Genomic DNA, 23,787 nt, shown 5'->3' with positions numbered 1-23,787 from the left:
CTTCTGCCCTCCAGCATGCCATCGCGCACATGGCGAGGGGCCCGCCGGCCAGTGCCGACGGGCCCCTGTGGTGAGGTGTGTCAGTCCTTGATCTCGCAGATCGTGGCGCCCGAGGTGAGGGAGGCGCCGACCTCGGCCTTGAGGCCGACGATGGTGCCGGAGCGGTGCGCGTTGAGCGGCTGCTCCATCTTCATGGCCTCCAGGACGACGATCAGCTCGCCCTCCTCGACGCGCTGGCCCTCCTCGACCGCGACCTTGACGATCGTGCCCTGCATCGGGGACGCGAGGGTGTCGCCGGAGGCGGCGGGGCCGGACTTCTTGGCCGCGCGGCGCTTCGGCTTCGCGCCGCCCGCGGCCGCCGTACGGGCCAGGGTCATGCCCAGGGACGACGGCAGCGAGACCTCCAGGCGCTTGCCGCCGACCTCGACGACCACCGTCTCGCGGCCCGGCTCGTCCTCGGTGTCGTCCGCGGCCGGGGCCACGAACGCGGGGATCTCGTTGGCGAACTCCGTCTCGATCCAGCGGGTGTGGACCGTGAAGGGTCCTTCCGCCGGGGCGAAGGCGGGGTCGGCGACCACGGCGCGGTGGAAGGGGACGGCGGTGGCCATGCCCTCGATCTCGAACTCGTCGAGCGCGCGGGCGGCCCGCTGCAGGGCCTGCTCGCGGGTGGCGCCGGTGACGATCAGCTTGGCCAGCAGGGAGTCCCAGGCCGGGCCGATGACCGAGCCGGACTCCACGCCCGCGTCCAGGCGGACGCCCGGGCCCGACGGCGGGGCGAACCGGGTGACCGTACCGGGGGCGGGCAGGAAGCCCCGCCCCGGGTCCTCGCCGTTGATGCGGAACTCGAAGGAGTGGCCGCGCAGGACCGGGTCCCCGTAGCCGAGCTCCTCGCCGTCCGCGATGCGGAACATCTCGCGCACCAGGTCGATGCCCGAGACCTCCTCGGTGACCGGGTGCTCGACCTGGAGCCGGGTGTTGACCTCCAGGAAGGAGATCAGGCCGTCGGCGGCGACGAGGAACTCCACGGTGCCGGCGCCGACGTAGCCGGCCTCCTTGAGGATGGCCTTGGACGCCGCGTACAGCTCGGCGTTCTGGGCCTCCGTCAGGAACGGCGCCGGGGCCTCCTCGACCAGCTTCTGGTGGCGGCGCTGGAGGGAGCAGTCACGGGTGGAGACGACGACCACGTTGCCGTGGGAGTCGGCCAGGCACTGGGTCTCGACGTGCCGCGGCTTGTCGAGGTAGCGCTCGACGAAGCACTCGCCGCGGCCGAAGGCGGCGACGGCCTCGCGGACGGCGGAGTCGTAGAGCTCCGGCACCTCTTCGAGGGTGCGGGCGACCTTCAGACCGCGACCGCCGCCGCCGAAGGCGGCCTTGATCGCGATGGGCAGGCCGTGCTCCTTGGCGAACGCGACGACCTCGTCGGCCCCGGAGACCGGGTCCGGCGTACCCGCCACCAGCGGCGCGCCGGCGCGCTGGGCGATGTGGCGGGCGGCCACCTTGTCGCCGAGGTCGCGGATGGCCTGCGGCGGCGGGCCGATCCAGGTCAGGCCGGCGTCGATCACGGCCTGGGCGAAGTCGGCGTTCTCGGAGAGGAAGCCGTATCCGGGATGGATGGCGTCCGCGCCCGAGTCGGCTGCGGCCTGGAGGACCTTGGAGATGTCCAGGTAGCTGGCGGCCGGGGTGTCACCGCCCAACGCGAAAGCTTCGTCGGCCGCGCGGACGTGCAGAGCGTCCCGGTCCGGATCGGCGTAGACGGCTACGCTCGCGATCCCGGCGTCCCGGCAGGCCCGAGCAACGCGGACAGCGATTTCGCCACGGTTGGCGATGAGCACCTTGCGCACGATGGCTCCCTCCTTGAAACAAGCTGAGTTTAGGGACAGCCCACACGGCCTTACGACCCTTCCCCAGTGGTGAGCTTGCCCACACAGACGGTGATGCGAGGCCGGCTCGACTGGAAAACCCTTGTGGCGCCCCAGGTCAGGGGGATCCCCGACTGCACAGTAACCCCGTGACGTGGCCGAGGTCTCTGTCCACCCGGTCAGCGGCCCCGGGTGATTCTTTGTCGGTTCCCTACGAACCGTGAACGGCTTCCGTACGTGATCACTGTGCGGTGGCCCTCCGGTAACGAAGCGGCCCGGACCCCTTGTCCCCACGTTTACCCGTTAGTAGCCTCCAGGCGTCGAACAGGCTTGTGACGGTGTGGGGGTGGGGGCGTCGTGGTGCGCAGACTCGTGGCCGGACTGGCCGCGATCGTGCTCGTCGCGGAAGCGGCGGTGCTCGTGCTCGTGCATATCGTGCTGGGCAGGACCACGGCGAACCAGTCGATGTCCATCGCCGGCAGCGATCCGGATGTCATGTCCAAGGCAACATACGGGCTGGGCGCGGGCATGGGAGCCTTCCTGCTCCTGTGCGCCGTGGTCATCGCCGTCGCCGCGGTGCGCGACCGGGCTCCCGCCCGCCCCGCTCGCATCGTGCTCATCACCGCCGCCGTCACTCACGGGCTGCTCGGCATCCTCTCCGTGGCGCTGGTCGGCTGGGCCGCCTTCACGGTGCTGATGCTGATCCTGTGCCTCCTCGTACTGATCCTGATGCTCTACTCCGCCGAGCGCGAGGCCGCGCCGCAGGCGCGTGACACGCCGCCACCGCCGCCGTTCGGGGAGCTCACGCCCACAAGTCCGTGATGGACACACCCAGTTCGCCCAGCAGGGAGCGCAGCAGCGGCAGCGACAGCCCGATCACGTTCCCCGGGTCCCCGTCGATACCCTCGATGAACGGCGCCGACAGGCCGTCCAGGGTGAAGGCCCCGGCCACGTGCAGCGGCTCCCCGCTGGCCACGTACGCGGCGACCTCGGCGTCCGTCGGCTCCCCGAACCGCACCGTCGTGGAGGCCGTCGCCGAGACCTGACGGCCGCTCACCGTGTCGATCACGCAGTGCCCGGTGCGCAGGACGCCCGAGCGGCCGCGCATCGCCTTCCAGCGCGCCGTGGCCTCCTCGGCGTCCGCCGGCTTGCCCAGCGCCTCGCCGTCCAGCTCCAGCACGGAGTCGCAGCCGATCACCAGCGCGCCCGCCGCCTCCTCCAGCGCCGCCACGACGGCCGCCTTCGCCTCGGCCAGGGCGAGCGCCAGCTGGGCCGGCTCGTCGTGGCTCAGGGCGTCCTCGTCGAAGCCGCTGACGATCACGTGCGGGGCCAGCCCGGCCTGGCGCAGCAGGTTCAGCCGGGCGGGGGATGCGGAGGCGAGGACGAGCTGGCGCCCGTTCGCGGGCAGCGGGGTGACGGTCATGGGGCCATCGTAGGGGCGCCCGCCGACAGGCCGGGAGCGCGGGCCGGGGGCCCTCAGAAGCCCACGCCGAGGACGTACACCACCACGAGCATGGCGAGGGCGAGCACCACGGTCATCCGCCGGATCATCGCTTGCGCGTGACGCATGTCCTCGGGCGGCTCGTTGTCAGGGTCGGACCAGAGCATGCCCCGATCCTGGCCCCGGGCACGGGCGTCGCGCCTGAGTACCCGTACTCAGGCGCCACCCTCCGTTCACACCATCTTCGCGTCCGGCCCGACGCGAAGACGGCCTAGCCGGGCCAGTACGTACGGCCCCACGCGGCCGGCCCCGGCCGGGGCACCCGGTGCCGGGCCACCCGGGCCGGCGCCGACCACTCGTCCGCGACCCGCGGCGCGCCCGGCTGCACCGAAGCCAGTGCCGCCGCGCGCGCTTGGACCACCGCCAGTGCGGCGGCCAGCTCCTCCGGGGTCGGGTTGCCCTTGACGACCTTGATCACCACAGAGATCTCCTGGAGGGGCTAGAGGGGGATGTTGCCGTGCTTCTTGGGCGGCAGGGACTCCCGCTTGGTGCGCAGCTGGCGCAGCCCCTTCACCACGTGCGCCCGGGTCTCGGACGGCATGGTCACCGCGTCGATGTACCCGCGCTCGGCGGCCGTGTACGGGTTGAGCAGCGTGTCCTCGTACTCGGTGATCAGCCGCGCCCGCGTGGCCTCGGCGTCACCGGCGGCCTCCGCCTCCGCGATGGCCCGGCGGTGCAGGATGTTCACCGCGCCCTGGGCGCCCATGACGGCGATCTGGGCGGTCGGCCAGGCGAGGTTGAGGTCCGCGCCGAGGTGCTTGGAACCCATGACGTCGTAGGCGCCGCCGAAGGCCTTGCGGGTGATGACCGTGATCAGGGGGACGGTGGCCTCGGCGTAGGCGTAGATCAGCTTCGCGCCGCGCCGGATGATGCCGTTGTACTCCTGGTCCGTGCCCGGCAGGAAGCCCGGTACGTCGACGAACGTCAGCACCGGGATGTTGAAGGCATCACACGTCCGGACGAACCGGGCCGCCTTCTCGGAGGCGTTGATGTCCAGGCAGCCGGCGAACTGCATCGGCTGGTTGGCGACGACACCCACCGGGTGGCCCTCGACGCGGCCGAAGCCGGTCAGGATGTTCGGCGCGAAGAGCGACTGCGTCTCCAGGAACTCCGCGTCGTCCAGCACGTGCTCGATCACGGTGTGCATGTCGTACGGCTGGTTGGCGCTGTCCGGGATCAGTACGTCGAGCTCCCGGTCGGTGTCGGAGACGTCGAGGTCGGCGTACTCCTCGTCGGGGAAGGCGGGCGGCTCGGACAGGTTGTTCGAGGGCAGGTACGCCAGCAGGGACTTGACGTATTCGATGGCGTCCTTCTCGTCACCCGCCATGTGATGCGCCACACCCGAGGTGGAGTTGTGGGTGCGGGCGCCGCCGAGCTCCTCGAAGCCGACGTCCTCGCCGGTGACCGTCTTGATGACGTCCGGGCCGGTGATGAACATGTGCGAGGTCTGGTCGACCATGACCGTGAAGTCGGTGATGGCGGGGGAGTAGACCGCGCCGCCCGCGCAGGGCCCGACGACCAGGCTGATCTGCGGGATGACGCCCGACGCGTGGACGTTGCGGCGGAAGATCTCCCCGTACATGCCCAGGGCGCTGACGCCCTCCTGGATGCGGGCGCCGCCCGAGTCGTTGATGCCGATGACCGGGCAGCCGGTCTTCAGCGCGAAGTCCATCACCTTGATGATCTTCTGTCCGTAGACCTCGCCGAGGGCACCGCCGAAGACGGTGAAGTCCTGCGAGAACACGGCGACCGGGCGGCCGTCCACCGTGCCGTAGCCGGTGACGACGCCGTCGCCGTACGGACGGGTCTGCTCCAGCCCGAAGTTGGTGGAGCGGTGCCGGGCGAACTCGTCCAGCTCGACGAAGGAGCCCTCGTCCAGCAACAGGGCCACTCGCTCACGCGCCGTCAGCTTGCCTTTGGCGTGCTGCTTCTCCACGGCACGCGCGGATCCTGCGTGGGTGGCTTCGTCGATGCGGCGCTGCAGGTCCGCGATCTTGCCCGCGGTGGTGTGCATGTCGATCGGCTCTGACGGTTGTGACATCGGGGTCGCGGCTCCCTGCGTGGTGTCAACTGCCTGGTCAATTCAATGACCACTGCTGGCTACTGGTGCGTAGCGTATCGGCGGGCATGGCGCTCGGCAGTGCGGCGTTTGACACACCTGCTGTGGCTTGCTTGCCGTCGCCGCCTTCTCTAGGGAACGGCTCCTTCCAGGATGCTCCGGATCGCGCGCCCCGACACGTCGGAGGTCCCGCACCGGGCCGTCACCGGAGAAACGGGAGCCGAATGCCCCCTTTGTCACTGAAATCTCCGCCGCCCGGAAGTTAGGGTCGGTCACGATCCGACCACAGCCTCGGGTCACCGGACACCCACGGCGACATAAGGACCCGACCATGTCATCAGAGCCCTCACCCGGAGCTTCCGCCGGACGCTGGTCCAGCCTGGGCCGGCCGCCCCTGAACGCCGAGAGCCTGCGGCGCGCCCTCGTCGTCGAGGGCGGGCTGTGGACCTCCCTGGAGGTCGTCGCCTCCACCGGGTCCACCAACAGCGACCTGGCGGCCCGGGCCGCCACGCTGCCCGAGGGCGCCGTGCTCGTCGCCGAGGAGCAGACCTCGGGGCGCGGCCGGCTCGACCGCAGCTGGGTGGCCCCGGCCCGGTCCGGGCTGTTCTTCTCCGTCCTGCTCAAGCCGGGCGACGCGGTGCCGCAGGAGCGCTGGGGGTGGCTGACGCTGCTCGCCGGGGTGGCCACCGCGACCGGACTGTCCCGGGCCGCGGGCGTGGACACCGCCCTCAAGTGGCCCAACGACCTGCTGGTCGCCGTCGACGGGGACGAGCGCAAGACCGGCGGGATCCTCGCCGAGCGGGTCGCCGACGGCATCGTCCTGGGGATCGGGCTCAACGTCACCCTGACCGAGGACGAGCTGCCGGTGCCGGCCGCCGGCTCGCTGGCCTTGGCCAAGGCCTCCGTGACCGACCGGGACCCGCTGCTGAGGGCCGTACTGCGCTCCCTGGAGCAGTGGTACGGGAACTGGCGCGCGACCGGCGGCGACCCGGCGGCCAGCGGCCTCCAGGAGACCTACGCGGCGGGCTGCGCCACCCTGGGCCGGCACGTCCGCGCGGAGCTCCCGGGCGGGCGCACGCTCACCGGAACGGCCGAAGCGGTCGACACCGACGGCCGGCTGCTGATCCGCACCGCCGCGGGCGAGCACGAGGCCGTAGGCGCAGGTGACGTGATCCACCTCCGCTCCGTCCACTGATCCGGTACCGGGCGGGCGGCCCCGCGGAAGGGGGAGTGAGGTACGGCACACCTGCCGTATGGTTTAGGCGACCCCGGTGCTCGCGGTGATCAACCGGTTCGGCAGGGCAGTGCGCACGGAATGGACAGGAGGCGGCTCTTGACCGTCGACGACTCTACGTCCGGCGCGTCCTTCGGTGCGGGCGGCTCCGGGTCCGGTCCGGCCACGCCGATCGGACGCGACCAGCACACCCCGCACCACGAGGTCGACCACACCGCGCAGCCGACGGCGGACCCGCTCGCCATCCGGCTCGAACAGCTGATCCTCGGTGCCGAGCGCCGCTACACCCCCTTCCAGGCCGCCCGCAGCGCCGGCGTCTCCATGGAGCTCGCCTCCCGCTTCTGGCGGGCCATGGGCTTCGCCGACATCGGTCAGGCCAGGGCGCTGACGGAGGCGGACGTACTGGCGCTGCGCCGTCTCGCCGGCCTGGTGGAGGCCGGGCTGCTGTCCGAGCCGATGGCGGTGCAGGTGGCGCGCTCGACCGGGCAGACCACGGCGCGGCTCGCGGAGTGGCAGATCGACTCCTTCCTGGAGGGGTTGACGGAGCCACCGGAGCCCGGCATGACCCGTACGGAGGTCACGTACCCGCTGGTCGAGCTGCTGCTGCCGGAGCTTGAGGAGTTCCTCGTCTACGTGTGGCGGCGCCAGCTCGCGGCCGCGACCGGCCGTGTGGTGCAGGTGGCGGACGACGACGAGATGGTCGACCGGCGGCTCGCGGTGGGCTTCGCCGACCTGGTGGGCTTCACCCGCCTCACCCGGCGGCTGGAGGAGGAGGAGCTCGGCGAGCTGGTCGAGTCCTTCGAGACGACCGCGGCGGACCTGGTGGCCGCGCACGGCGGCCGGCTGATCAAGACGCTGGGCGACGAGGTGCTCTACTGCGCCGACGACGCGGCGACGGCGGCGGAGATCGCGCTGCGGCTCATCGAGACGATGGGCGCGGACCCGCAGATGCCCGAGCTCCGGGTCGGGATCGCCTTCGGCACGGTGACGACCCGGATGGGCGACGTCTTCGGGACCACGGTGAACCTGGCGAGCCGGCTGACGTCGATAGCGCCGAAGGACGCGGTGCTGGTGGACGGCGCGATGGCCGAGGAGCTGGGCCGGACCGGGGCCGCGCCGGTGTCCGAGAAGGAGGCCGAGGCCGAGGGCGGCGGCTCCTACCGCTTCGCGCTCCAGCCGATGTGGCAGCGGCCCGTGCGCGGGCTGGGCGTCGTGGAGCCCTGGTCGCTGACGAGGCGGAAGCCTAAGATCCCCGGGTAACGTTCGTTAACCGGGAGGGCCAGTGATGTCGGAATCGGTGTCGGAATCGGTGTCGGAGCCGGGATCCGGATCGGAGTTCGTGACCGTGCGCCGCCACGAGGGCGGGGTCGCGGAGCTGGTCCTCGACCGGCCCAAGGCGATGAACGCGGTGTCGACGGCGATGGCGCGCGCCATCGGATCGGCCTGCGCCGCCCTGGCGGCGGATCCTTCCGTACGGGTGGTCGTGCTCTCCTCCGCCGCCGAGCGGGCGTTCTGCGTCGGCGCGGACCTCAAGGAGCGCAACTCGCTGTCGGACGCCGAGCTGGTGCGGCAGCGGCCGACCACGCGGGGCGCGTACGGGGGAGTGCTGGAGCTGCCGATGCCGACGGTCGCGGCGGTGCACGGGTTCGCGCTGGGCGGCGGCTTCGAGCTGGCCCTCGCGTGCGACGTGATCGTGGCCGACGAGACGGCGGTGGTCGGCCTCCCGGAAGTGTCGGTGGGAGTGATCCCCGGCGGCGGGGGCACGCAGCTGCTGCCGCGCCGGGTGGGCGCGGCGCGGGCGGCCGAGCTGATCTTCACGGCGCGCCGGGTGGAGGCGGCCGAGGCGCTGTCGCTGGGCCTGGTGGACTCGGTGGTCCCGGCCGGCCGGGACACGGCCGAGGCGCTGGAGCTGGCGGCCCGGATGGCGGCGAACTCCCCGGTCGGCCTGCGGGCGGCCAAGCGCGCCCTGCGCCTGGGGCACGGCATGGACCTGACCGCGGGGCTGGAGATCGAGGACGCGGCCTGGCGGACGGTGGCCTTCTCGGGCGACCGCGCGGAGGGTGTGGCGGCGTTCAACGAGAAGCGCAGCCCGAACTGGCCGGGGCAGTAGCCGCGGGGGCGCGCCCGACCGGCTCCTGGTGATCTTGGAGGGAGCGAAAGGCGCGCCGATTATCACAAGTCCCACAAAACTCCCTAACCTGGAGTGATGGGACTTGACGGGCGGCTGCGGGCCGTGGTGGGCCTCGCGCAGGCGATGGCCGCGGCGTGCGCGCCGCGGGACATGGTGCGGGCGGCCGCGCGGGGCGCGCGGGTGGCGATGGACGGGTCCTTCGCCGCCATCTCCGCGTGGGAGCGGGAGCGGGGGCGCCTGCGGGTGCTGGTGAACGAGGGGGAGCGCCGTCCCGGCGAGGAGGAGTTCCCCGAGGACGAGTCCTACCCCGTGCACGACTTCCCGGAGATCACCGAGTTCCTGCACGAGCGGTGGGTCGGCGGCGCCGGCCCGCACGCCTGGGTCGAGAGCGCCGTCGGCGACCGGCCCGGGCGGCGCGGGGAGGCCCTGCGCCGGCGTGGCCGCGGGACCTGCGTGGTGGCGCCGATCGTGCTCAGCGGGCGCGCCTGGGGCGAGCTGTACGTGGCCCGGGACGAGGGGCTGCCCGACTTCGACGAGGACGACGCCGAGTTCGCCGCCGTCCTCGCGGCCGTGGTCGCGGCCGGGCTCGCGCAGAACGAGCGGCTGGAGGAGGCCCGGCGCCTGGCCTTCACCGATCCGCTGACCGGCCTCGCCAACCGCCGGGCCGTCGACATGCGCCTCGACGAGGCCCTGGAGGAGCACCGGCGGACCGGGTCGGTGGTCAGCCTCGTGGTGTGCGACCTGAACGGGTTGAAGAAGGTCAACGACACCCTGGGACACGCCATGGGCGACCGGCTGCTGGAGCGGTTCGGGTCGGTGCTCAGCCTGTGCGGCGCCATACTGCCCGGTGCCCTGGTGGCCCGGCTCGGCGGCGACGAGTTCTGCCTGGTCGGGGTGGGTCCGACGGCGGACGAGGTGGTACGGGTCACCGAAGAGGTCTGCGCCCGGGCCGCCGAGCTGGAGCTGGGGGAGGGGGTGGCCTGCGGGGTGGCCTCCACCGGGGACCCCATCGGGCCGGTGCAGTCCTCGCGCAGGCTCTTCCGGCTGGCCGACGCGGCCCAGTACAAGGCCAAGGCCGCGCGCTCCGCGAAACCCGTCGTGGCCGGGCGGGACACCGCCGTGGTGCGGCTCGCCGACGCCGCCCAGGAGGGTTCGGGCGAGCGGCGCCGGTTCCGGGGGCGGGGGTGACGGCGCGCCGCGGGAGTCCGTAGCGCTCCGTAAGGGGCCCTCGCGGAAGTGGCTAGTGACATGAAGGGATTCAGTCCGTAGGGTGCTGAATATGGATATGCACACTGTCGTGGTGGGGACGTCCGGGACCACCGCCGAGGACGTCATCGCCGTCGCCCGCGGCAACGCGCGCGTCGAGCTGTCCGGTGAGGCGCTCGACGCCCTCGCCCGGGCCCGGGAGATCGTCGACGCCCTCGCCGCCAAGCCTGAGCCCGTCTACGGGGTGTCCACCGGGTTCGGTGCCCTCGCCTCCCGGCACATCAGTCCCGAGCTGCGCGCCCAGCTCCAGCGCAACATCGTCCGCTCGCACGCCGCCGGCATGGGCCCGCGCGTCGAGCGGGAGGTCGTGCGCGCCCTGATGTTCCTGCGCCTGAAGACCGTCGCCTCCGGCCACACCGGCGTCCGCCCCTCCGTCGCGCAGACCATGGCCGACGTACTGAACGCCGGGATCACCCCCGTCGTCCACGAGTACGGCTCCCTCGGCTGCTCCGGCGACCTCGCGCCGCTGTCCCACTGCGCGCTCGCGCTCATGGGCGAGGGCGACGCCGAGGGCCCGGACGGTGTCGTACGGCCCGCCGGCGAGCTGCTCGCCGAGGCCGGCATCGAGCCCGTGGAGCTGCGCGAGAAGGAGGGCCTCGCCCTCCTGAACGGCACCGACGGCATGCTCGGCATGCTGGTCATGGCCCTCGCCGACCTCGGCAAGCTCTACACCTGCGCCGACATCACCGCCGCGCTCACGCTGGAGGCGCTGCTCGGCACCGAGAAGGTGCTCCAGCCCGAGCTGCACGCCATCCGCCCGCACCCGGGTCAGGGCGCCTCCGCCGCCAACATGGCCGCCGTACTGAAGGGCTCCGGCCTGACCGGGCACTTCCAGGAGGAGTCCGCGCCCCGCGTGCAGGACGCCTACTCCGTGCGCTGCGCCCCGCAGGTCTCCGGAGCGGGCCGCGACACCATGGCGCACGCCGCGCTCGTGGCCTCCCGCGAGCTGGCCGCCGCCGTCGACAACCCGGTGGTGCTGCCCGACGGGCGCGTCGAGTCCAACGGCAACTTCCACGGCGCGCCGGTCGCGTACGTGCTGGACTTCCTCGCCATCGCGGCCGCCGACCTCGGCTCCATCGCCGAGCGCCGCACCGACCGGCTCCTCGACAAGAACCGCTCGCACGGCCTGCCGCCGTTCCTCGCGGACGACGCCGGTGTGGACTCGGGCCTGATGATCGCCCAGTACACGCAGGCCGCGCTGGTCAGCGAGATGAAGCGGCTCGCGGTGCCGGCCTCGGCCGACTCGATCCCGTCCTCCGCCATGCAGGAGGACCACGTCTCGATGGGGTGGTCGGCCGCGCGCAAGCTGCGTACCGCCGTCGACAACCTGACCCGGATCATCGCCATCGAGCTGTACGCGGCCACCCGGGCCATCGAGCTGCGCCACGGGCTCACCGCCGCCCCGGCCAGCCGCGCCGCCATCGAGGCCGCCCGCGCGGCCGGTGTGCAGGGTCCCGGGCCGGATCGTTTCCTCGCCCCGGACCTGGCCGCCGCCGAGGAGTTCATCCGTACGGGTGCTCTCGTCGCCGCGGTGGAATCGGTGACGGGACCGCTCGCCTGACGCGTCTCCGTACGCGTACGAGGGCCGTCCGGGAGGTCTCCCGGGCGGCCCTTTCGCGTCGTGGCTAGGGGGTGCGGGAGCGGTGCACGGAGAAGGTGACGAATCCGGCCCCGACGCCCAGCAGGAGGGTGCCGCCCAGGAGGTAGGGGGTGGTGTCGACGGAGCCGGTGTCGGCGAGCACGGCGGCCGCCGTGCTCGGGGCCGGGTCGCCGTCGGGCGCGCCCGTCGTATGCGCGGTGGCGGGCACCGATCCGGAACCGCCGGGGGCGTCGGAGCCGGCGGGTGCGCTCGCGCCGGGGCCGGGCGCGGTGGCGCCCGCCGAGGGGACGAACCACAGGGCGGCGAGGAGGGTGGTCGCTCCGAGAGCGGTGAGCAGCGGTCGGCGTGCGGACACGGTGCGATCCCCCTTGCGGCAGCAGCGAATTGGCCGTGTGCGGTGATGCTACGGAAAGGGGCGGGTCGTGGGAAAGTCGGGGCTGCCACGGGCTTACTCTCCGTCGTATGACCTCTACTGAGACAGCACGATACGTACGGCTTCGGGTGGATTTGGTGCTGGAGGTGCCGAACGCCGAGGCACTCACCGGAGCCGCCCTCGCGCACATCCAGGCCGACGAGTTCATGCCGGACGAGGAGCGCGGCCACGCCGAGTCCGCCGTCCGGGAGGACGAATCCGAGGCCCTCGCCTACCTGGTGGACCCTACCGACCTGGTCGCGGAGATCCCCGGCGTCGAGCTCGCCCAGGCCTCCTGGAGCAGCGAGCCCGTCGAATACGACCCCGAGTCCATGGAGTGGGACCTGGACGAGGAAGATGGTCCCTTCGACGAAGAAACCGGCAACGCCTGACCGTGGGGTGGCCCACATTCGAACGGGATGTGGAACCGGCCCGCGCCGTTAACGCGTTGTCAGGGCGAGGCAGGGGGTGCGTCCCCCTGCCCGGCCAGTCCCGGGACGGCAGCCTCGGGATATCCGGCAACGATGGAGTGGCGTGTGAGGACGGACAGCATGCGGCGGAGAAGGTCCCTGGTGGCCGTATCCGCCGTGCTCGGCGGTGTACTGATGCTCTCGGCGTGCAACGGCGGGGGCGGAGAGCCGACGGGCAAGGGCGAGGCCAGCAAGTCGCAGGCGGAGGTGGACGCCGCCGCGGCCAAGGACGCCTCCAAGGCCCGAATAGCCATCACCCCGAAGGACGGCGCCACCAACGTCGGCCTCAACGACGCGACGAACGTCGCCGTCAGTGACGGCACGCTCACCAAGGTGGAGCTGAAGGCCTCCGAGGGCACGGCCGTGGCCGGCAAGATCGCCGCCGACGGCAAGAGCTGGAAGCCCGACACCGCCCTGAAGCGCTCCACGAAGTACTCCCTGTCGGCGACCGCGAAGGACGCGGACGGGCGCGAGGCGCACGAGAACGCCTCCTTCACCACCGTCTCCCCGGAGAACAGCTTCGTCGGCTCGTTCATCCCCGACGAGGGCCAGACCGTCGGCGTGGGCATGCCGGTCTCGATCACCTTCAACAAGCCGATCAAGGACCAGAAGGCCGTCCAGTCGGCCATCACGGTCTCCTCCAGCAGCGGCCAGGAAGTCGTCGGGCACTGGTTCGGCTCGCAGCGGCTGGACTTCCGCCCGGAGAAGTACTGGCAGGCGAACTCCACCGTCACGCTCAAGCTGGCGCTGGAAGGCGTCCAGGGCGCCCCCGGCGTCCAGGGCGTACAGAGCAAGACCGTGACCTTCAAGATCGGCCGCAGCCAGGTCTCCACGGTCGACGCCAAGACGAAGCAGATGACGGTCACCCGTGACGGCGCGGTCCTCAAGACCATCCCGATCTCGGCCGGTTCCCCCGAGAACCCGACCTACAACGGCCAGATGGTGATCTCCGAGAAGTTCAAGGAGACCCGGATGAACGGCGCCACCGTCGGCTTCACGGACGACGACGGCAAGGGCGAGTACGACATCAAGGACGTCCCGCACGCCATGCGCCTGTCCACCTCGGGCACCTTCATCCACGGCAACTACTGGGGCCCGGACTCGGTCTTCGGCAGCGCCAACACCAGTCACGGCTGCGTCGGTCTGAACGACGTGAAGGGCGCGAACGACCCGAACCAGCCGGCCGCCTGGCTCTACGACAACTCGCTCATCGGCGACGTGGTCACCGTGGTCAACTCCCCGGACAAGACCATCAAGCCCGACAACGGCCTCAACGGCTGGAACATGAGCTGGGCGGAGTGGAAGGCCGGCTCCGCCGCCTGACACGACACCCGAGCGGTACGCACCGACTCGCCGGACGGCGGGGAGCCCCGTGGGCTCCCCGCCGTCCGGCGTTCTCGGCACGGCGTCACAGCACTAGGACGCCGCCCGGGGCCCCGGGCGGGTCGGCGGCCGGTCCCCTTCTCCACTGCGCTCCCGGAGTGCGTCCCCGTCCTGGCCGGTGGCGGGCGCCGGCGCGGAGGTCCACGACGACAGCAGCCGCAGGGCGTCCTCGGACGCCGAACCCGGTTCCGCGTGGAAGACCACCAGCGACTGCTCCGGATCGTCCGGCAGCCGCAGGGTCTCGAAGGACAGCGACATCGCGCCCACCAGCGGATGCCGCAACTGCTTCACCCCGTGCGTCTTGTCGGCCACCGTGTGCGCCGCCCACAGCCGCCGGAACTCCTCGTTCTTCACCGACAGCTCACCGACCAGAGCCGACAGCCGCTCGTCGTCCGGATGCTGCCCCGCGTACATGCGCAGGTTGCTCACCACCTCGCACGCCCGGCACTCCCAGTCCGCGTACAGCTCCGCCGTGGCGGGGTCCAGGAACACCAGCCGCGCCAGGTTCCGCTCCGCCGGCGGGAGCCGCCCGAAGTCGCCGAACACGGCCACCGCCAGCCGGTTCCAGCCGATGACGTCCTGCCGCCGCCCCACCAGGTACGCCGGTACGCCGTCCATCGCGTCCAGCAGCGTCCGCAGCTCCGGCCGCACCTGCTGCGGGCGGGGGCTCTGGCGGCGCCTGCGCGCCCGGGGGCGGGCCAGGTGGGTCAGGTGCGCCGTCTCCGTGTCATCGAGCCGCAGGGCCCGCGCGATGGCGTCCAGCACCTCCGCCGACACGTTGTGCCCGTTGCCCTGCTCCAGCCGCGTGTAGTACGCGACCGAGACCCCGGCCAGCTGCGCCAGCTCCTCGCGGCGCAGCCCCGGTACGCGCCGGTGGCGCCCGTAGTCCGGCAGACCCACGTCCTCGGGGCGCAGCCGGGCGCGGCGGGAACGCAGGAACTCGCCCAGTTCGGCTCGCTGATCAAGCTGGTCCATCACTCCAGTATCGCGGGCGGGCCGCCGCGCACCGGGCATGAGCCTGACCCTGCCAGTGGTAGGCCTGGCGGTCCTAGGCAGGACAGGGGGCTGGGTGGGGACGGGACGGCGGGGCAGGCTGGACGGTGCCGCCCCGGCCCGCAGGCGCCGGCCGGGGTGCGCGCGCCAGCACACCCGTGCCACGTCGAGGAGTACCCCGCATGTCCGTCACCCAGGTCGCCGCCTACGCCGCACCCGCCCCCAAGGCCCCGCTGGAGCGCACCACGGTCCCGCGCCGGCCGGTCGGCGAGCACGACGTCCTCATCGACATCAAGTACGCCGGCATCTGCCACTCCGACATCCACCAGGCCCGCGACGGCTGGGGGGAGGGCATCTACCCGATGGTCCCCGGTCACGAGATCGCCGGTGTCGTCGCCGAGGTCGGCCCGGGCGTCACGAGGTTCGCGGTCGGCGACCGGGTCGGCGTCGGCTGCTTCGTGGACTCCTGCCGGCGGTGCGAGCACTGCCTGGCCGGGCTGGAGCAGTTCTGCGTCGAGGGACCCACCGGTACCTACAACGCCCTGGACAGGAACGGCGAGCCCACCTACGGCGGCTACTCCACCCACGTCGTCGTCGACGAGAACTACACCGTCCGCATCCCCGACGGCCTGGGCCTCGACGTCGCCGCCCCGCTGCTGTGCGCCGGCATCACCCTGTACTCGCCGCTGCGGCACTGGCAGGCGGGCCCCGGCACGAAGGTGGCGGTCGTCGGGCTCGGTGGCCTCGGCCACATGGGCGTGAAGATCGCCCACGCGCTGGGCGCGGAGGTCACCGTGCTGTCGCAGAGCCTGCGCAAGAAGGAGGACGGTCTGAAGCTGGGCGCTTCGCACTACTACGCCACCAGCGACCCGGCCACCTTCGAGGAGCTGGCCGGCCGATTCGACCTGATCCTGTCCACCGTCTCGGCGCCGATCGGCCTGGACGCGTACCTGCGGCTGTTGAAGGTGGACGGGGCGCTGGTGAACGTCGGCGCGCCGGAGGAGCCCGTCGCGCTCAACCTGTTCTCCGTCATCAGCGGCCGCCGGACCCTCGCCGGTTCCTCGATCGGGGGGATCGCCGAGACGCAGGAGATGCTGGACTTCTGCGCCGAGCACGGCCTGGGCGCGGAGATCGAGCTGATCGCGGCCGACGGGATCAACGAGGCGTACGAGCGGGTGCTGGCGAGCGACGTGCGCTACCGCTTCGTGATCGACGCGTCCACGATCTGACACGGGGCCACGGGGCCACGGGGCCAAGGGCCCCGCGGCCGCCGTGCCGCAGGACGCCGGGGCGCCCGGGCACGGCGAAGGGCGGCCGGCGCGGGCCGGCCGCCGCCGCCTACTCCGCGGCGGCCACGCCGATCGGGCAGGAGACGCCCGTGCCGCCGATGCCGCAGTAACCGCCCGGGTTCTTCTCCAGGTACTGCTGGTGGGGTCCCTCCGCGGGCCAGAAGGGGCGCTCCGCCGCCGGGAGGACGGCCGTGGTGATCTCGCCGTAGCCCGACGAGGACAGGACCTGCTGGTAGGCCGTGCGGGAGGCCTCGGCCGCCGCCTGCTGGGCGGCGGAGTGGGTGTAGACCGCCGAGCGGTACTGGGTGCCGACGTCATTGCCCTGGCGGAAGCCCTGGGTGGGGTCGTGGGACTCCCAGAACAGCTTCAAAAGGGCTTCGTAGGAGACCGCGGAGGGGTCGAAGACCACCCGGACGACCTCGGTGTGCCCGGTCAGCCCCGAGCAGACCTCCTCGTAGGTGGGGTTCTCCGTGAAGCCGCCCTGGTAGCCGGCCAGCGTGGTCCACACCCCCGGGGTCTGCCAGAACTTTCGCTCGGCGCCCCAGAAGCAGCCCAGGCCGAAGTCGGCGACCTCCAGGCCGTCCGGGTAGGGACCGGCCAGCGGGTTCCCCAGCACCACGTGGCGGTCGGGCAGGTCGAAGAGCGGCTCCGCGCGGCCGGTCAGGGCCTCCTCGCGGGTGGGCAGCTCGGGCGTACGGCGGTACGAGAACATGGATTCCCTCCTTCTCGCCTTGCACAACGGACGGGGGCGGGCCGGGATTCCCGATCGGGGACTCCCGGCCCGCCCGCCGCCGCGCCCCGAGGGGCCGGCCGGGGTCAGCCCTCCAGCAGGGTCACCCGTACCGCCCAGTCCCGGGCGTGCACGTACCGCGACCGCGGCCAGTAGTACCAGGGCATCCCGCCGATGTACCCGTCGATGTGCCGGAACTGCTCGACGGCCTCGGCGTCCCGGTCCTGCCAGAACAGCAGCCACGCCAGCACGTGCCGCAGCCGCAGCGCGCGGGGGTCGTCCGGGTCCGCCGCCGCCAGGTCGAGCAGGGCCGCGTCCACGGCCGCGACGACCTCCGGCTCCTTGAAGAAGTGCTCCGGCTTCAGCTCGGGCTCCTTCACCTCCTGCTCGATGTACGCCACCAGTGGGAGCAGCGACAGCAGCTCGCCGGGGGCGCCCGCCGACGCGGACGCGCGCGCGAACTCCAACGCCAGCTCGTGCGAGCCGCGCCACTTCGCGGACCAGTACTGCAGGGCGTTGGTGTGCGCCGTCAGCACCTTCGGCGCACGCCCGGTGATCTGCTCCCACAGCTCCCGGTACCGCGCGTGCGGGTAGCCCAGACCGTGGGCGACGGGCTGCTCCACCATGTACGGGACCGGGTCCGCCGGGTCCGCCAGCCGCTGCGCCAGGTGCGTGAGCTCCTGCGCCTTGACCAGCAGGTCGTGGAAGAGCCGGAACTGCTCCTGGGTGGTGCGGCTGCCCGCCTGGGAGCCGCGGACGTTCCACGCCACCCGGATCGAGGTGTCCGCCTGGACCACGGCCGCCGTCGCGTCGCCCGGCCGGGCGGCCTGCCAGGCCGTCAGCCAGGTGTCGTCCTCGGCCGCCGCGTCCGCGAGCGCGCGGACCCGCTGCCAGCGCTCCTCCCAGTCCCGGCCGGCCGCCTCGACGTAGGCGGCGCCCGCCTCCCAGTCGCCGGAGCGCACCGCCTTGAGCGCGGCCGTGCGCTCGGGGGTGACCGGCAGCGCGTTCTCGGTGTCCAGGTCCGCTTCCGGCACGAAGCCCAGTGCGACGACCTCCGCCGCCTTGCGCGCCTTCCCCTCGGCGGTGATCGCGGCGGTACGGGCGTTGGTGGCTTCGGTACGCGCCTCCAGGACGGCGATCTCCGCCTCCAGCCGCTTCGCCTTGCGCAGGAAGTACACGCCGCGCAGGACCTTGTAGGCCCCGGCCAGCAGGATGACGCCGAGGATGACCAGACCGATCACGCCAGCACCAGCTTTCGCAGCGGTTCGGTGTCGCACTGGTCGGCGACGGCGGCGTCCAGCGCCAGGGTCAGCCGGTCCTCGAAACCGCCGTCCGGATAGCCCAGCGAGGCGGAATCGGACCAGGACAGCTGCCAGCGGGCGGTGCCGCGGGCCGTCAGCTCGACCGTGACCAGCTGGTTCAGGGCCTGCCGGACGGTGGGGCGGGCGAACTCGCGGGCGGTGCGGCCGGTCGCCGCCGCCGCCTCGTCGGACTTCGGGAATCGCTCGGCGATCCGCCAGCGCACCGCCGGGTCGGCGTCGACGGCGTCCAGCAGGCCGGCCAGGCCGGGGCCTGCGCCCTCGGCGGCCACGGCCTCGCGGATCTCCTCCGAGCCCCGGCCGACGTACAGGGTCATGGACCGGTGGACGAGGTCCTCCCACTCCGCCCGCTCGAAGGCGAGCGCCTCGGGGGACAGGACGGCCTGCTCCAGCGCCGCCAGCGCGCGGTCCGCGTCGGACAGCAGCTCCAGCGAGGGGCGGGCGGACTGCCCGGCCCGGCCGTCGTCGGGGAGGGCCTCGATGCGGGCCACGCGCTCGGCGAGCGGCGGGTGGGAGTCGTAGGGCGAGGCGGGCTCGTCCGACAGCTCCCGGCGCAGGCCCTCCAACTCCTGCGAGCGGGCGTCGAGGAGCCGGCTCAACCCGCCGAAGACCTGGCCGGGACGGGGCAGCAGACCGGCGCCGACACCGAGGGTGGCGTACGAGTCCATGTAGAACTCGTGCGCCGGGGCGAGGGCGTTGACCTCACGCAGCGCGGACGCGGCGGCGTCCCGGCCGGCGACCCGCACCGAGGCGAGGTCGGCGGCGAGTTCCTGGCGGCGGGCGGAGGTGCGGGTGGCACGGAGGTAGAACCGGCCGTAGGCCTGGTAGATCTTGGCCATGCCGCGGTACATCGAGCCTTGGCCCCAGGTGTCGACCTCGCCGGCCTTCTTGCCCTTGGCGATCCGCTTGGCGGCCTGCTTCTCCTGCCGGGCGCGCTCCTTGGCGACCTTGGCGTCGGCCCGCTGGTGGAAGTGGTCGACGGTGCGGATCAGTTGGGCGCGGCCGCGCGCGATCAGCGGCGTGAGCCGGGTGTCGAAGTTGGCGTAGTGACCCATCTCGTGGGCGAGCACGGCGCGCAGTTGCATCTCGTCCAGGCCGGTCATCAGCGGCAGGCCGATGTACAGGCGGCGGGTGCCGGGCCGCAGGCCCAGCAGCGTGGCGTCCTCGCCGACGGCCGCGTTGACGCCGCCGATCAGCACGATCTCGTCCGGGGCGCGGGTGCCGACCTGCGCCGCGGTGTCGCGCACCGTGCGCCACAGGAGCGGTTCGTCCTCCTCGGTGACGGGGATGCCGGCCGGCGGCTCGCCCTTGGGCATGCGGAGCATGAACAGGCCGCGCACGATCGGGATCGAGAGGACGACGGAGACGATGAGGACCTTGGCGGCGGCCGCGCCGGCCAGCCAGGTCACGGCGGCCGCGTCGACGGCGACGAGGACGGCCAGCAGGACGACGCCGAGCAGATAGAAGCCGGCGAGCAGGACGAGGGCGCGCAAGGCGCGCAGTGAAGCGCCCATATGGACAGATCCCCCCACGGGACGAAGCGGTGCGGTGCAGACGTGCGCCCCCGCGCCGGGACCTGGTCGGGGTCCGGGGTGGCGGGGGCTCACCGGGCATCATGCGGCCCGGCGGTCGCTTACGGCAACTTTATTCGCCGCCGATTTCCGCTGGTGGGGGGCCCGGTCGGGCCCGGGAAAGCGGACCCGACCGGTCCGTCAGTGCGGGAGCGTCGCCGGGGAGCCGCCGTTGGCCTCGTAGCCGGCGACCGCCAGTGCCCGGTAGACCGCGTACTGCGCCGCCGGGTCCTCGGCCGTCGACCACGGCAGCGCGCCCACGTAACCGTCCACGTGCCGCACCTGCTCCATCGCCTCCGCCCAGCGCTCCATGTTGACCAGGAACACCAGCAGCAGGTGCCGTACGTGCGCCAGCATCGGATCGTCCGCCCGCGCCGTGCCCACCGCGTACAGCGCGCCCTCCACCGCCCGCGTCACGACCTCGCTGCGGTAGAAGCCCTGCACCAGGATCACCTCGGGCAGGTGCTCGTACACCGCGAACAGCGGCAGCGCCGCCAGCAGCGATCCGTGCGGGGCACGGGCCGCGGCCGCGTGCGCGAACACGTCCGCCTTCTCCCGCGAGCCGTGCCACTTCTCGCACCAGTAGTGCAGGGCCGCCAGGTGCGCGCCCATGTGCTGCGGTGCCCGGTCGATGACCTTCGCCCACAGGTCGTCGAACTCCGCCTCCGAGTACGCCAGCGCCCGCGCCACCGCCAGCTCCGTGATGTACGGGACCGGGTCGCCCGGCGCCAGCAGCGCCGCCCGCCGGCACGCCTCGCGCGCCTCCTCGACGATGATCCGGTGATCGGCGGAGCCGACGCCGCCCGAGTGCCGCCACGCCTGCTGCACGAGCAGCTCCGCGTGCACCTGGGCGCCGCCCGCGTCCTTCTCCGCCTCCAGCCGCCAGGCCTTCAGCCACCGGGCGCCCGCGCCGGGCTGCTGGACGAGTTCCAGGGCCGCGGCCCCGCCGAAGGCCTGCACCCGCTGCCAGCGCTGCTCACCCTCCTTCGGGGTCCCGGCGAGCAGCTGCGAGGCCGCCTGCCACTGCCCGGTGCGCTGCACGGTGTCGAGCGCGTCCATCAGGTCCGGGTCGGGGCCGGGAATCCGGATGTCGAGGTCCTCCTGCCGGTCGAACCCGTAGTTCGCCGGGTCGGCGGCATCGGGGCTGCCGGGAGCGACCAGCCGGATACCGCCACGTCTGCGCCGCACGTACGGGGTGACGAGGGCCACCATCAGGCCGATCGCGAACAGCAACCACAGAATCTCCATGCCTCCAAGCGAACCAGACCGAGGGGGCCGCAGGCCAATAGGGGAGCGAAACGGAGGTGGGGATTAGGCTCTGCCCATGAGCGACGACAGCCACGAGCACCAGAGCTTCGAAACCCGCGCGATCCACGCGGGCAACACGGCGGACCCCCTGACCGGCGCGGTCGTACCCCCGATCTACCAGGTCTCCACGTACAAGCAGGACGGCGTGGGAGGGCTGCGGGGCGGCTACGAGTACAGCCGCAGCGGCAACCCGACCCGCACCGCGCTGGAGGAGAACCTCGCGGCGCTGGAAGGCGGCCGGCGCGGCCTCGCCTTCGCGTCCGGGCTCGCCGCCGAGGACTGCCTGCTGCGTACGCTGCTCTCCCCGGGCGACCACGTGGTCATCCCGAACGACGCGTACGGCGGCACCTTCCGCCTCTTCGCGAAGGTCGTCTCCCGCTGGGGCGTGGAGTGGTCGGTGGCCGACACCTCCGACGCCGAGTCCGTACGGGCCGCCCTGACCCCGAAGACGAAGGCCATCTGGGTCGAGACGCCCTCCAACCCGCTGCTCGGCATCACGGACATCGCCGTCGTCGCCGACATCGCGCGGACCGCCGGCGCCAAGCTGGTCGTGGACAACACCTTCGCCTCGCCCTACCTCCAGCAGCCGCTCGCGCTGGGCGCGGACGTGGTCGTGCACTCGCTGACCAAGTACATGGGCGGGCACTCCGACGTGGTCGGCGGCGCGCTGGTCACCGCCGACGCGGCGCTGGGCGAGGAACTGGCCTACCACCAGAACGCGATGGGCGCGGTGGCCGGGCCCTTCGACTCGTGGATCGTGCTCCGCGGCATCAAGACCCTGGCCGTGCGCATGGACCGGCACTCGGAGAACGCCACGCAGGTCGCCGACATGCTGACCCGGCACCCGAAGGTCACGCGCGTGCTGTACCCGGGCCTGCCGGACCACCCGGGGCACGAGATCGCCGCGAAGCAGATGCGGTCCTTCGGCGGCATGATCTCCTTCCAGGTCGCCGGCGGCGAGGAGGCGGCGGTCGAGGTCTGCGACCGCGCGCAGCTCTTCACGCTGGGCGAGTCCCTGGGCGGCGTCGAGTCCCTCATCGAGCACCCGGGCCGGATGACGCACGCGTCGGTGGCCGGCTCGGCGCTGGAGGTTCCCGGCGACCTGGTGCGGCTGTCGGTCGGCATCGAGAACGTCGACGACCTCCTCGCGGACCTGACCCGCGCACTGGGCTAGGCCCCCCCCGCCGGCCCCGGCCCGGGTCCGGCGGGGGCTACCAGCCCTCCAGGGGCGGGGAGATGCCCGCCGGCGGGGTCGACCACGGGCGGGTCAGCGAGGCCCAGACCGTGAAGGCCACCGCCGCGGCGAAGAGCACGCACCAGCCGAACCGCCGCAGCGCCCGGCGCCGCCGCCGCAGCCGGTCCCCGCGTGCGGCCGCGCCCGCCGCCAGGCCGGCCGGAACCGCCGGGTACGGGCCGTCCATGAGCCGGCGGACCTGCGCCTCCTTGCGGTCCGGGACGCCGCTCACGCCGCCTCCCGCGAACGCAGCGCCGCCACCGCCCGGTTGCAGAGCACCCGGACCCGCTCGGGCGGCAGCCCCAGCTGCGCGGCCGTGACCTCCTCCGCGACACCTTCGTAGATCCGCAGGACCACCACCAGCCGCTCCAGCGGGTCGAGGCGGGCCAGCGGCCCGGTGCCGCCGTGGTGGCGCCTGCTCGTACGGGCGAACGCGGCGCACAGCTCCTGGCGGGTGAAGTCGTACGGGTCGTCGGCGCGCAGGCGGCGCCAGTCGGCGTACGTACGGGCCAGAGCGCCCGCCAGCAGCCGGCGGGCGGGCTCCGGCGAGCCGGTCAGCAGGATCGCGACGTGCAGCAGCCGCCCCGCCGCGCCCGCGACGAAGGCCTCGAACTCCGGGTAGGGGCCCGCCCGGTGGTCAACCGCCCGCATAGCCCACATAGTGCGGGCAGCGGGACCACCCCGGTCAAGAGGTCGGACGGTACGAGGTCGGGGGGCGCGGGACGGGCGGGACCGGGGGTCTCAGGAAGCCGGACCGGCGTCCGTGACGGCGGCCATCAGCTCCGAGAGCGACAGGTTGAAGCGGGTCAGCAGCGCCGTGAACGCCTCCCGCTCCTCCTCGCTCCAGCCCTCCGTGACCCGGGCCATCAGCTCGCGCCGCGAGGAGCGGACCTCCTCCAGCCGCGCCAGCCCGCGGGGGGACAGCGCGAGGACCACGGCGCGGCCGTCCTCGGGGTGCGAAGTCCGTTTGACCAGACCGCCGTCGACCAGCGGGGCGACCTGGCGGGTCACCGTCGAGGAGTCGATGCCCATGCCGCCGGCGAGCGCCTTGACACCCATCGGCCCTTCCAGATCGAGCCGGTTCAGCAGCAGGTACGCGGCACGGTCCATCGAGTTGCGGGCCTGGCCGACCCCGCCGAGGCGGGTCTGCTCGGCACGGCGGGCGAAGACCGCCACCTGATGCTGGAGCACGTCGAGGAGACCGGCTCCGGCGGGCGCTTCGGCCACGGCGGGCAGATCGGAATTGGCCGGGGAGGAAGGCATGGCCGTGGGCTCTCTTCGCGTGGTCCGACAAGGATGGGGGACAGAGTACGCGGCCGTGGGGCGGCTCGTACGCCGCGTACGAGAACTGGTACGGGCCGCCCGCGCGCCCGCTCCGGGGCCCTCGTCCGGCTGTCCCGGATGGCGAGATTTCGCCCCTTCCGCCAG

At 72.9% G+C, this 23,787-nt stretch carries 24 protein-coding genes; 10 read left to right on the top strand and 14 right to left on the bottom strand.

Going from position 1 to position 23,787, the window contains the following annotated elements; translation table 11 throughout:
- Positions 1 to 80: 80 nt before the first annotated feature.
- A complete protein-coding gene (locus tag ACWFQ8_RS25925) occupies positions 81 to 1,841 on the bottom strand; it encodes an acetyl/propionyl/methylcrotonyl-CoA carboxylase subunit alpha (protein WP_453788672.1) in 1,761 nt (586 codons plus the stop codon).
- A 375-nt stretch (positions 1,842 to 2,216) separates the two neighbouring features.
- Between ACWFQ8_RS25925 and ACWFQ8_RS25920 the strand changes: the two genes are divergently transcribed.
- Positions 2,217 to 2,681, top strand: a complete 465-nt coding sequence (locus tag ACWFQ8_RS25920; protein ID WP_453788671.1) for a hypothetical protein — start codon at positions 2,217 to 2,219, stop codon at positions 2,679 to 2,681.
- Here the strand turns inward: ACWFQ8_RS25920 and ACWFQ8_RS25915 are convergent.
- The 4 genes from ACWFQ8_RS25915 to ACWFQ8_RS25900 all read right to left on the bottom strand — a co-directional run bounded on the left by ACWFQ8_RS25915 (position 2,662) and on the right by ACWFQ8_RS25900 (position 5,401).
- Positions 2,662 to 3,282 (bottom strand): nucleoside triphosphate pyrophosphatase, encoded by a 621-nt coding sequence (locus tag ACWFQ8_RS25915; protein WP_453788670.1) that lies wholly within the window; start codon positions 3,280 to 3,282, stop codon positions 2,662 to 2,664. The two genes, ACWFQ8_RS25920 and ACWFQ8_RS25915, sit on opposite strands and share 20 nt — an antisense overlap.
- Before the next feature lie 53 nt (positions 3,283 to 3,335).
- The gene (gene mmpB / locus ACWFQ8_RS25910) at positions 3,336 to 3,467 is read right to left on the bottom strand and encodes a morphogenic membrane protein MmpB (protein ID WP_453788669.1); all 132 of its coding nucleotides are present in this window, start codon (positions 3,465 to 3,467) and stop codon (positions 3,336 to 3,338) included.
- 104 nt (positions 3,468 to 3,571) lie between these two features.
- Positions 3,572 to 3,781 (bottom strand): acyl-CoA carboxylase epsilon subunit, encoded by a 210-nt coding sequence (locus tag ACWFQ8_RS25905; protein WP_453788668.1) that lies wholly within the window; start codon positions 3,779 to 3,781, stop codon positions 3,572 to 3,574.
- 18 nt (positions 3,782 to 3,799) lie between these two features.
- Positions 3,800 to 5,401: an acyl-CoA carboxylase subunit beta gene (locus ACWFQ8_RS25900; protein WP_453788667.1), complete on the bottom strand. Its 1,602-nt coding sequence runs from the start codon at positions 5,399 to 5,401 to the stop codon at positions 3,800 to 3,802.
- Between the two features lie 349 nt (positions 5,402 to 5,750).
- Between ACWFQ8_RS25900 and ACWFQ8_RS25895 the strand changes: the two genes are divergently transcribed.
- The 5 genes from ACWFQ8_RS25895 to hutH all read left to right on the top strand — a co-directional run bounded on the left by ACWFQ8_RS25895 (position 5,751) and on the right by hutH (position 11,611).
- Positions 5,751 to 6,614, top strand: coding sequence for a biotin--[acetyl-CoA-carboxylase] ligase (locus tag ACWFQ8_RS25895; RefSeq protein ID WP_453788666.1), 864 nt, complete (start codon positions 5,751 to 5,753; stop codon positions 6,612 to 6,614).
- A gap of 138 nt (positions 6,615 to 6,752) precedes the next feature.
- Complete coding sequence (locus ACWFQ8_RS25890; RefSeq protein ID WP_453788665.1) at positions 6,753 to 7,913, top strand: adenylate/guanylate cyclase domain-containing protein; 1,161 nt, start codon at positions 6,753 to 6,755, stop codon at positions 7,911 to 7,913.
- A 49-nt stretch (positions 7,914 to 7,962) separates the two neighbouring features.
- Positions 7,963 to 8,763 carry an enoyl-CoA hydratase/isomerase family protein gene (locus tag ACWFQ8_RS25885; protein ID WP_453788676.1) on the top strand — a complete coding sequence of 267 codons (801 nt, stop codon included), beginning with the start codon at positions 7,963 to 7,965 and terminating at the stop codon, positions 8,761 to 8,763.
- Between the two features lie 96 nt (positions 8,764 to 8,859).
- Positions 8,860 to 9,972 (top strand): diguanylate cyclase domain-containing protein, encoded by a 1,113-nt coding sequence (locus ACWFQ8_RS25880; protein ID WP_453788664.1) that lies wholly within the window; start codon positions 8,860 to 8,862, stop codon positions 9,970 to 9,972.
- A 97-nt stretch (positions 9,973 to 10,069) separates the two neighbouring features.
- The gene (gene hutH / locus ACWFQ8_RS25875; protein ID WP_453788675.1) at positions 10,070 to 11,611 is read left to right on the top strand and encodes a histidine ammonia-lyase; all 1,542 of its coding nucleotides are present in this window, start codon (positions 10,070 to 10,072) and stop codon (positions 11,609 to 11,611) included.
- A gap of 64 nt (positions 11,612 to 11,675) precedes the next feature.
- On the opposite strand, the gene ACWFQ8_RS25870 is transcribed toward hutH, so the two are convergent.
- Complete coding sequence (locus ACWFQ8_RS25870; protein WP_453788663.1) at positions 11,676 to 12,005, bottom strand: hypothetical protein; 330 nt, start codon at positions 12,003 to 12,005, stop codon at positions 11,676 to 11,678.
- A gap of 107 nt (positions 12,006 to 12,112) precedes the next feature.
- On the opposite strand from ACWFQ8_RS25870, the gene ACWFQ8_RS25865 reads away from it, so the two are divergent.
- Together ACWFQ8_RS25865 and ACWFQ8_RS25860 are read left to right on the top strand one after the other, a co-directional pair.
- The gene (locus tag ACWFQ8_RS25865; RefSeq protein ID WP_453788662.1) at positions 12,113 to 12,454 is read left to right on the top strand and encodes a hypothetical protein; all 342 of its coding nucleotides are present in this window, start codon (positions 12,113 to 12,115) and stop codon (positions 12,452 to 12,454) included.
- Between the two features lie 132 nt (positions 12,455 to 12,586).
- On the top strand, positions 12,587 to 13,855 hold the full coding sequence (locus ACWFQ8_RS25860) for a L,D-transpeptidase (RefSeq protein ID WP_453788661.1): 1,269 nt from the start codon (positions 12,587 to 12,589) through the stop codon (positions 13,853 to 13,855).
- 93 nt (positions 13,856 to 13,948) lie between these two features.
- Here ACWFQ8_RS25860 and ACWFQ8_RS25855 read toward each other — a convergent pair whose 3' ends face one another.
- Positions 13,949 to 14,890 (bottom strand): helix-turn-helix transcriptional regulator, encoded by a 942-nt coding sequence (locus tag ACWFQ8_RS25855; protein WP_453788660.1) that lies wholly within the window; start codon positions 14,888 to 14,890, stop codon positions 13,949 to 13,951.
- A gap of 200 nt (positions 14,891 to 15,090) precedes the next feature.
- Between ACWFQ8_RS25855 and ACWFQ8_RS25850 the strand changes: the two genes are divergently transcribed.
- Positions 15,091 to 16,137 (top strand): NAD(P)-dependent alcohol dehydrogenase, encoded by a 1,047-nt coding sequence (locus ACWFQ8_RS25850; protein ID WP_453788659.1) that lies wholly within the window; start codon positions 15,091 to 15,093, stop codon positions 16,135 to 16,137.
- A 109-nt stretch (positions 16,138 to 16,246) separates the two neighbouring features.
- Here the strand turns inward: ACWFQ8_RS25850 and msrA are convergent, their stop codons facing one another.
- The 4 genes from msrA to ACWFQ8_RS25830 all read right to left on the bottom strand — a co-directional run bounded on the left by msrA (position 16,247) and on the right by ACWFQ8_RS25830 (position 21,065).
- Positions 16,247 to 16,909: a peptide-methionine (S)-S-oxide reductase MsrA gene (gene msrA, locus ACWFQ8_RS25845; RefSeq protein ID WP_453788658.1), complete on the bottom strand. Its 663-nt coding sequence runs from the start codon at positions 16,907 to 16,909 to the stop codon at positions 16,247 to 16,249.
- A 104-nt stretch (positions 16,910 to 17,013) separates the two neighbouring features.
- Complete coding sequence (locus ACWFQ8_RS25840) at positions 17,014 to 18,168, bottom strand: hypothetical protein (protein ID WP_453788657.1); 1,155 nt, start codon at positions 18,166 to 18,168, stop codon at positions 17,014 to 17,016.
- Positions 18,165 to 19,760: a M48 family metalloprotease gene (locus ACWFQ8_RS25835; RefSeq protein ID WP_453788656.1), complete on the bottom strand. Its 1,596-nt coding sequence runs from the start codon at positions 19,758 to 19,760 to the stop codon at positions 18,165 to 18,167. Before ACWFQ8_RS25835 ends, ACWFQ8_RS25840 begins: the two co-directional genes overlap by 4 nt.
- Positions 19,761 to 19,958: 198 nt before the next feature.
- Entirely contained in the window at positions 19,959 to 21,065 is a 1,107-nt protein-coding gene (locus tag ACWFQ8_RS25830; protein WP_453788655.1) for a hypothetical protein, read from the bottom strand.
- A gap of 76 nt (positions 21,066 to 21,141) precedes the next feature.
- On the opposite strand from ACWFQ8_RS25830, the gene ACWFQ8_RS25825 reads away from it, so the two are divergent.
- On the top strand, positions 21,142 to 22,299 hold the full coding sequence (locus ACWFQ8_RS25825; RefSeq protein ID WP_453788654.1) for a cystathionine gamma-synthase: 1,158 nt from the start codon (positions 21,142 to 21,144) through the stop codon (positions 22,297 to 22,299).
- Positions 22,300 to 22,336: 37 nt separating this feature from the next.
- On the opposite strand, the gene ACWFQ8_RS25820 is transcribed toward ACWFQ8_RS25825, so the two are convergent.
- The 3 genes from ACWFQ8_RS25820 to ACWFQ8_RS25810 form a co-directional block, all read right to left on the bottom strand.
- Positions 22,337 to 22,591 carry a hypothetical protein gene (locus tag ACWFQ8_RS25820; RefSeq protein ID WP_453788653.1) on the bottom strand — a complete coding sequence of 85 codons (255 nt, stop codon included), beginning with the start codon at positions 22,589 to 22,591 and terminating at the stop codon, positions 22,337 to 22,339.
- On the bottom strand, positions 22,588 to 23,010 hold the full coding sequence (locus ACWFQ8_RS25815; protein ID WP_453788652.1) for a sigma factor-like helix-turn-helix DNA-binding protein: 423 nt from the start codon (positions 23,008 to 23,010) through the stop codon (positions 22,588 to 22,590). Before ACWFQ8_RS25815 ends, ACWFQ8_RS25820 begins: the two co-directional genes overlap by 4 nt.
- Positions 23,011 to 23,100: 90 nt before the next feature.
- Entirely contained in the window at positions 23,101 to 23,622 is a 522-nt protein-coding gene (locus ACWFQ8_RS25810; RefSeq protein WP_453788651.1) for a MarR family winged helix-turn-helix transcriptional regulator, read from the bottom strand.
- Positions 23,623 to 23,787 lie beyond the last annotated feature (165 nt).

Source organism: Streptomyces sp. NPDC055254, from assembly GCF_053606025.1.
This window is presented reverse-complemented; position numbering and strand designations above follow the sequence as displayed.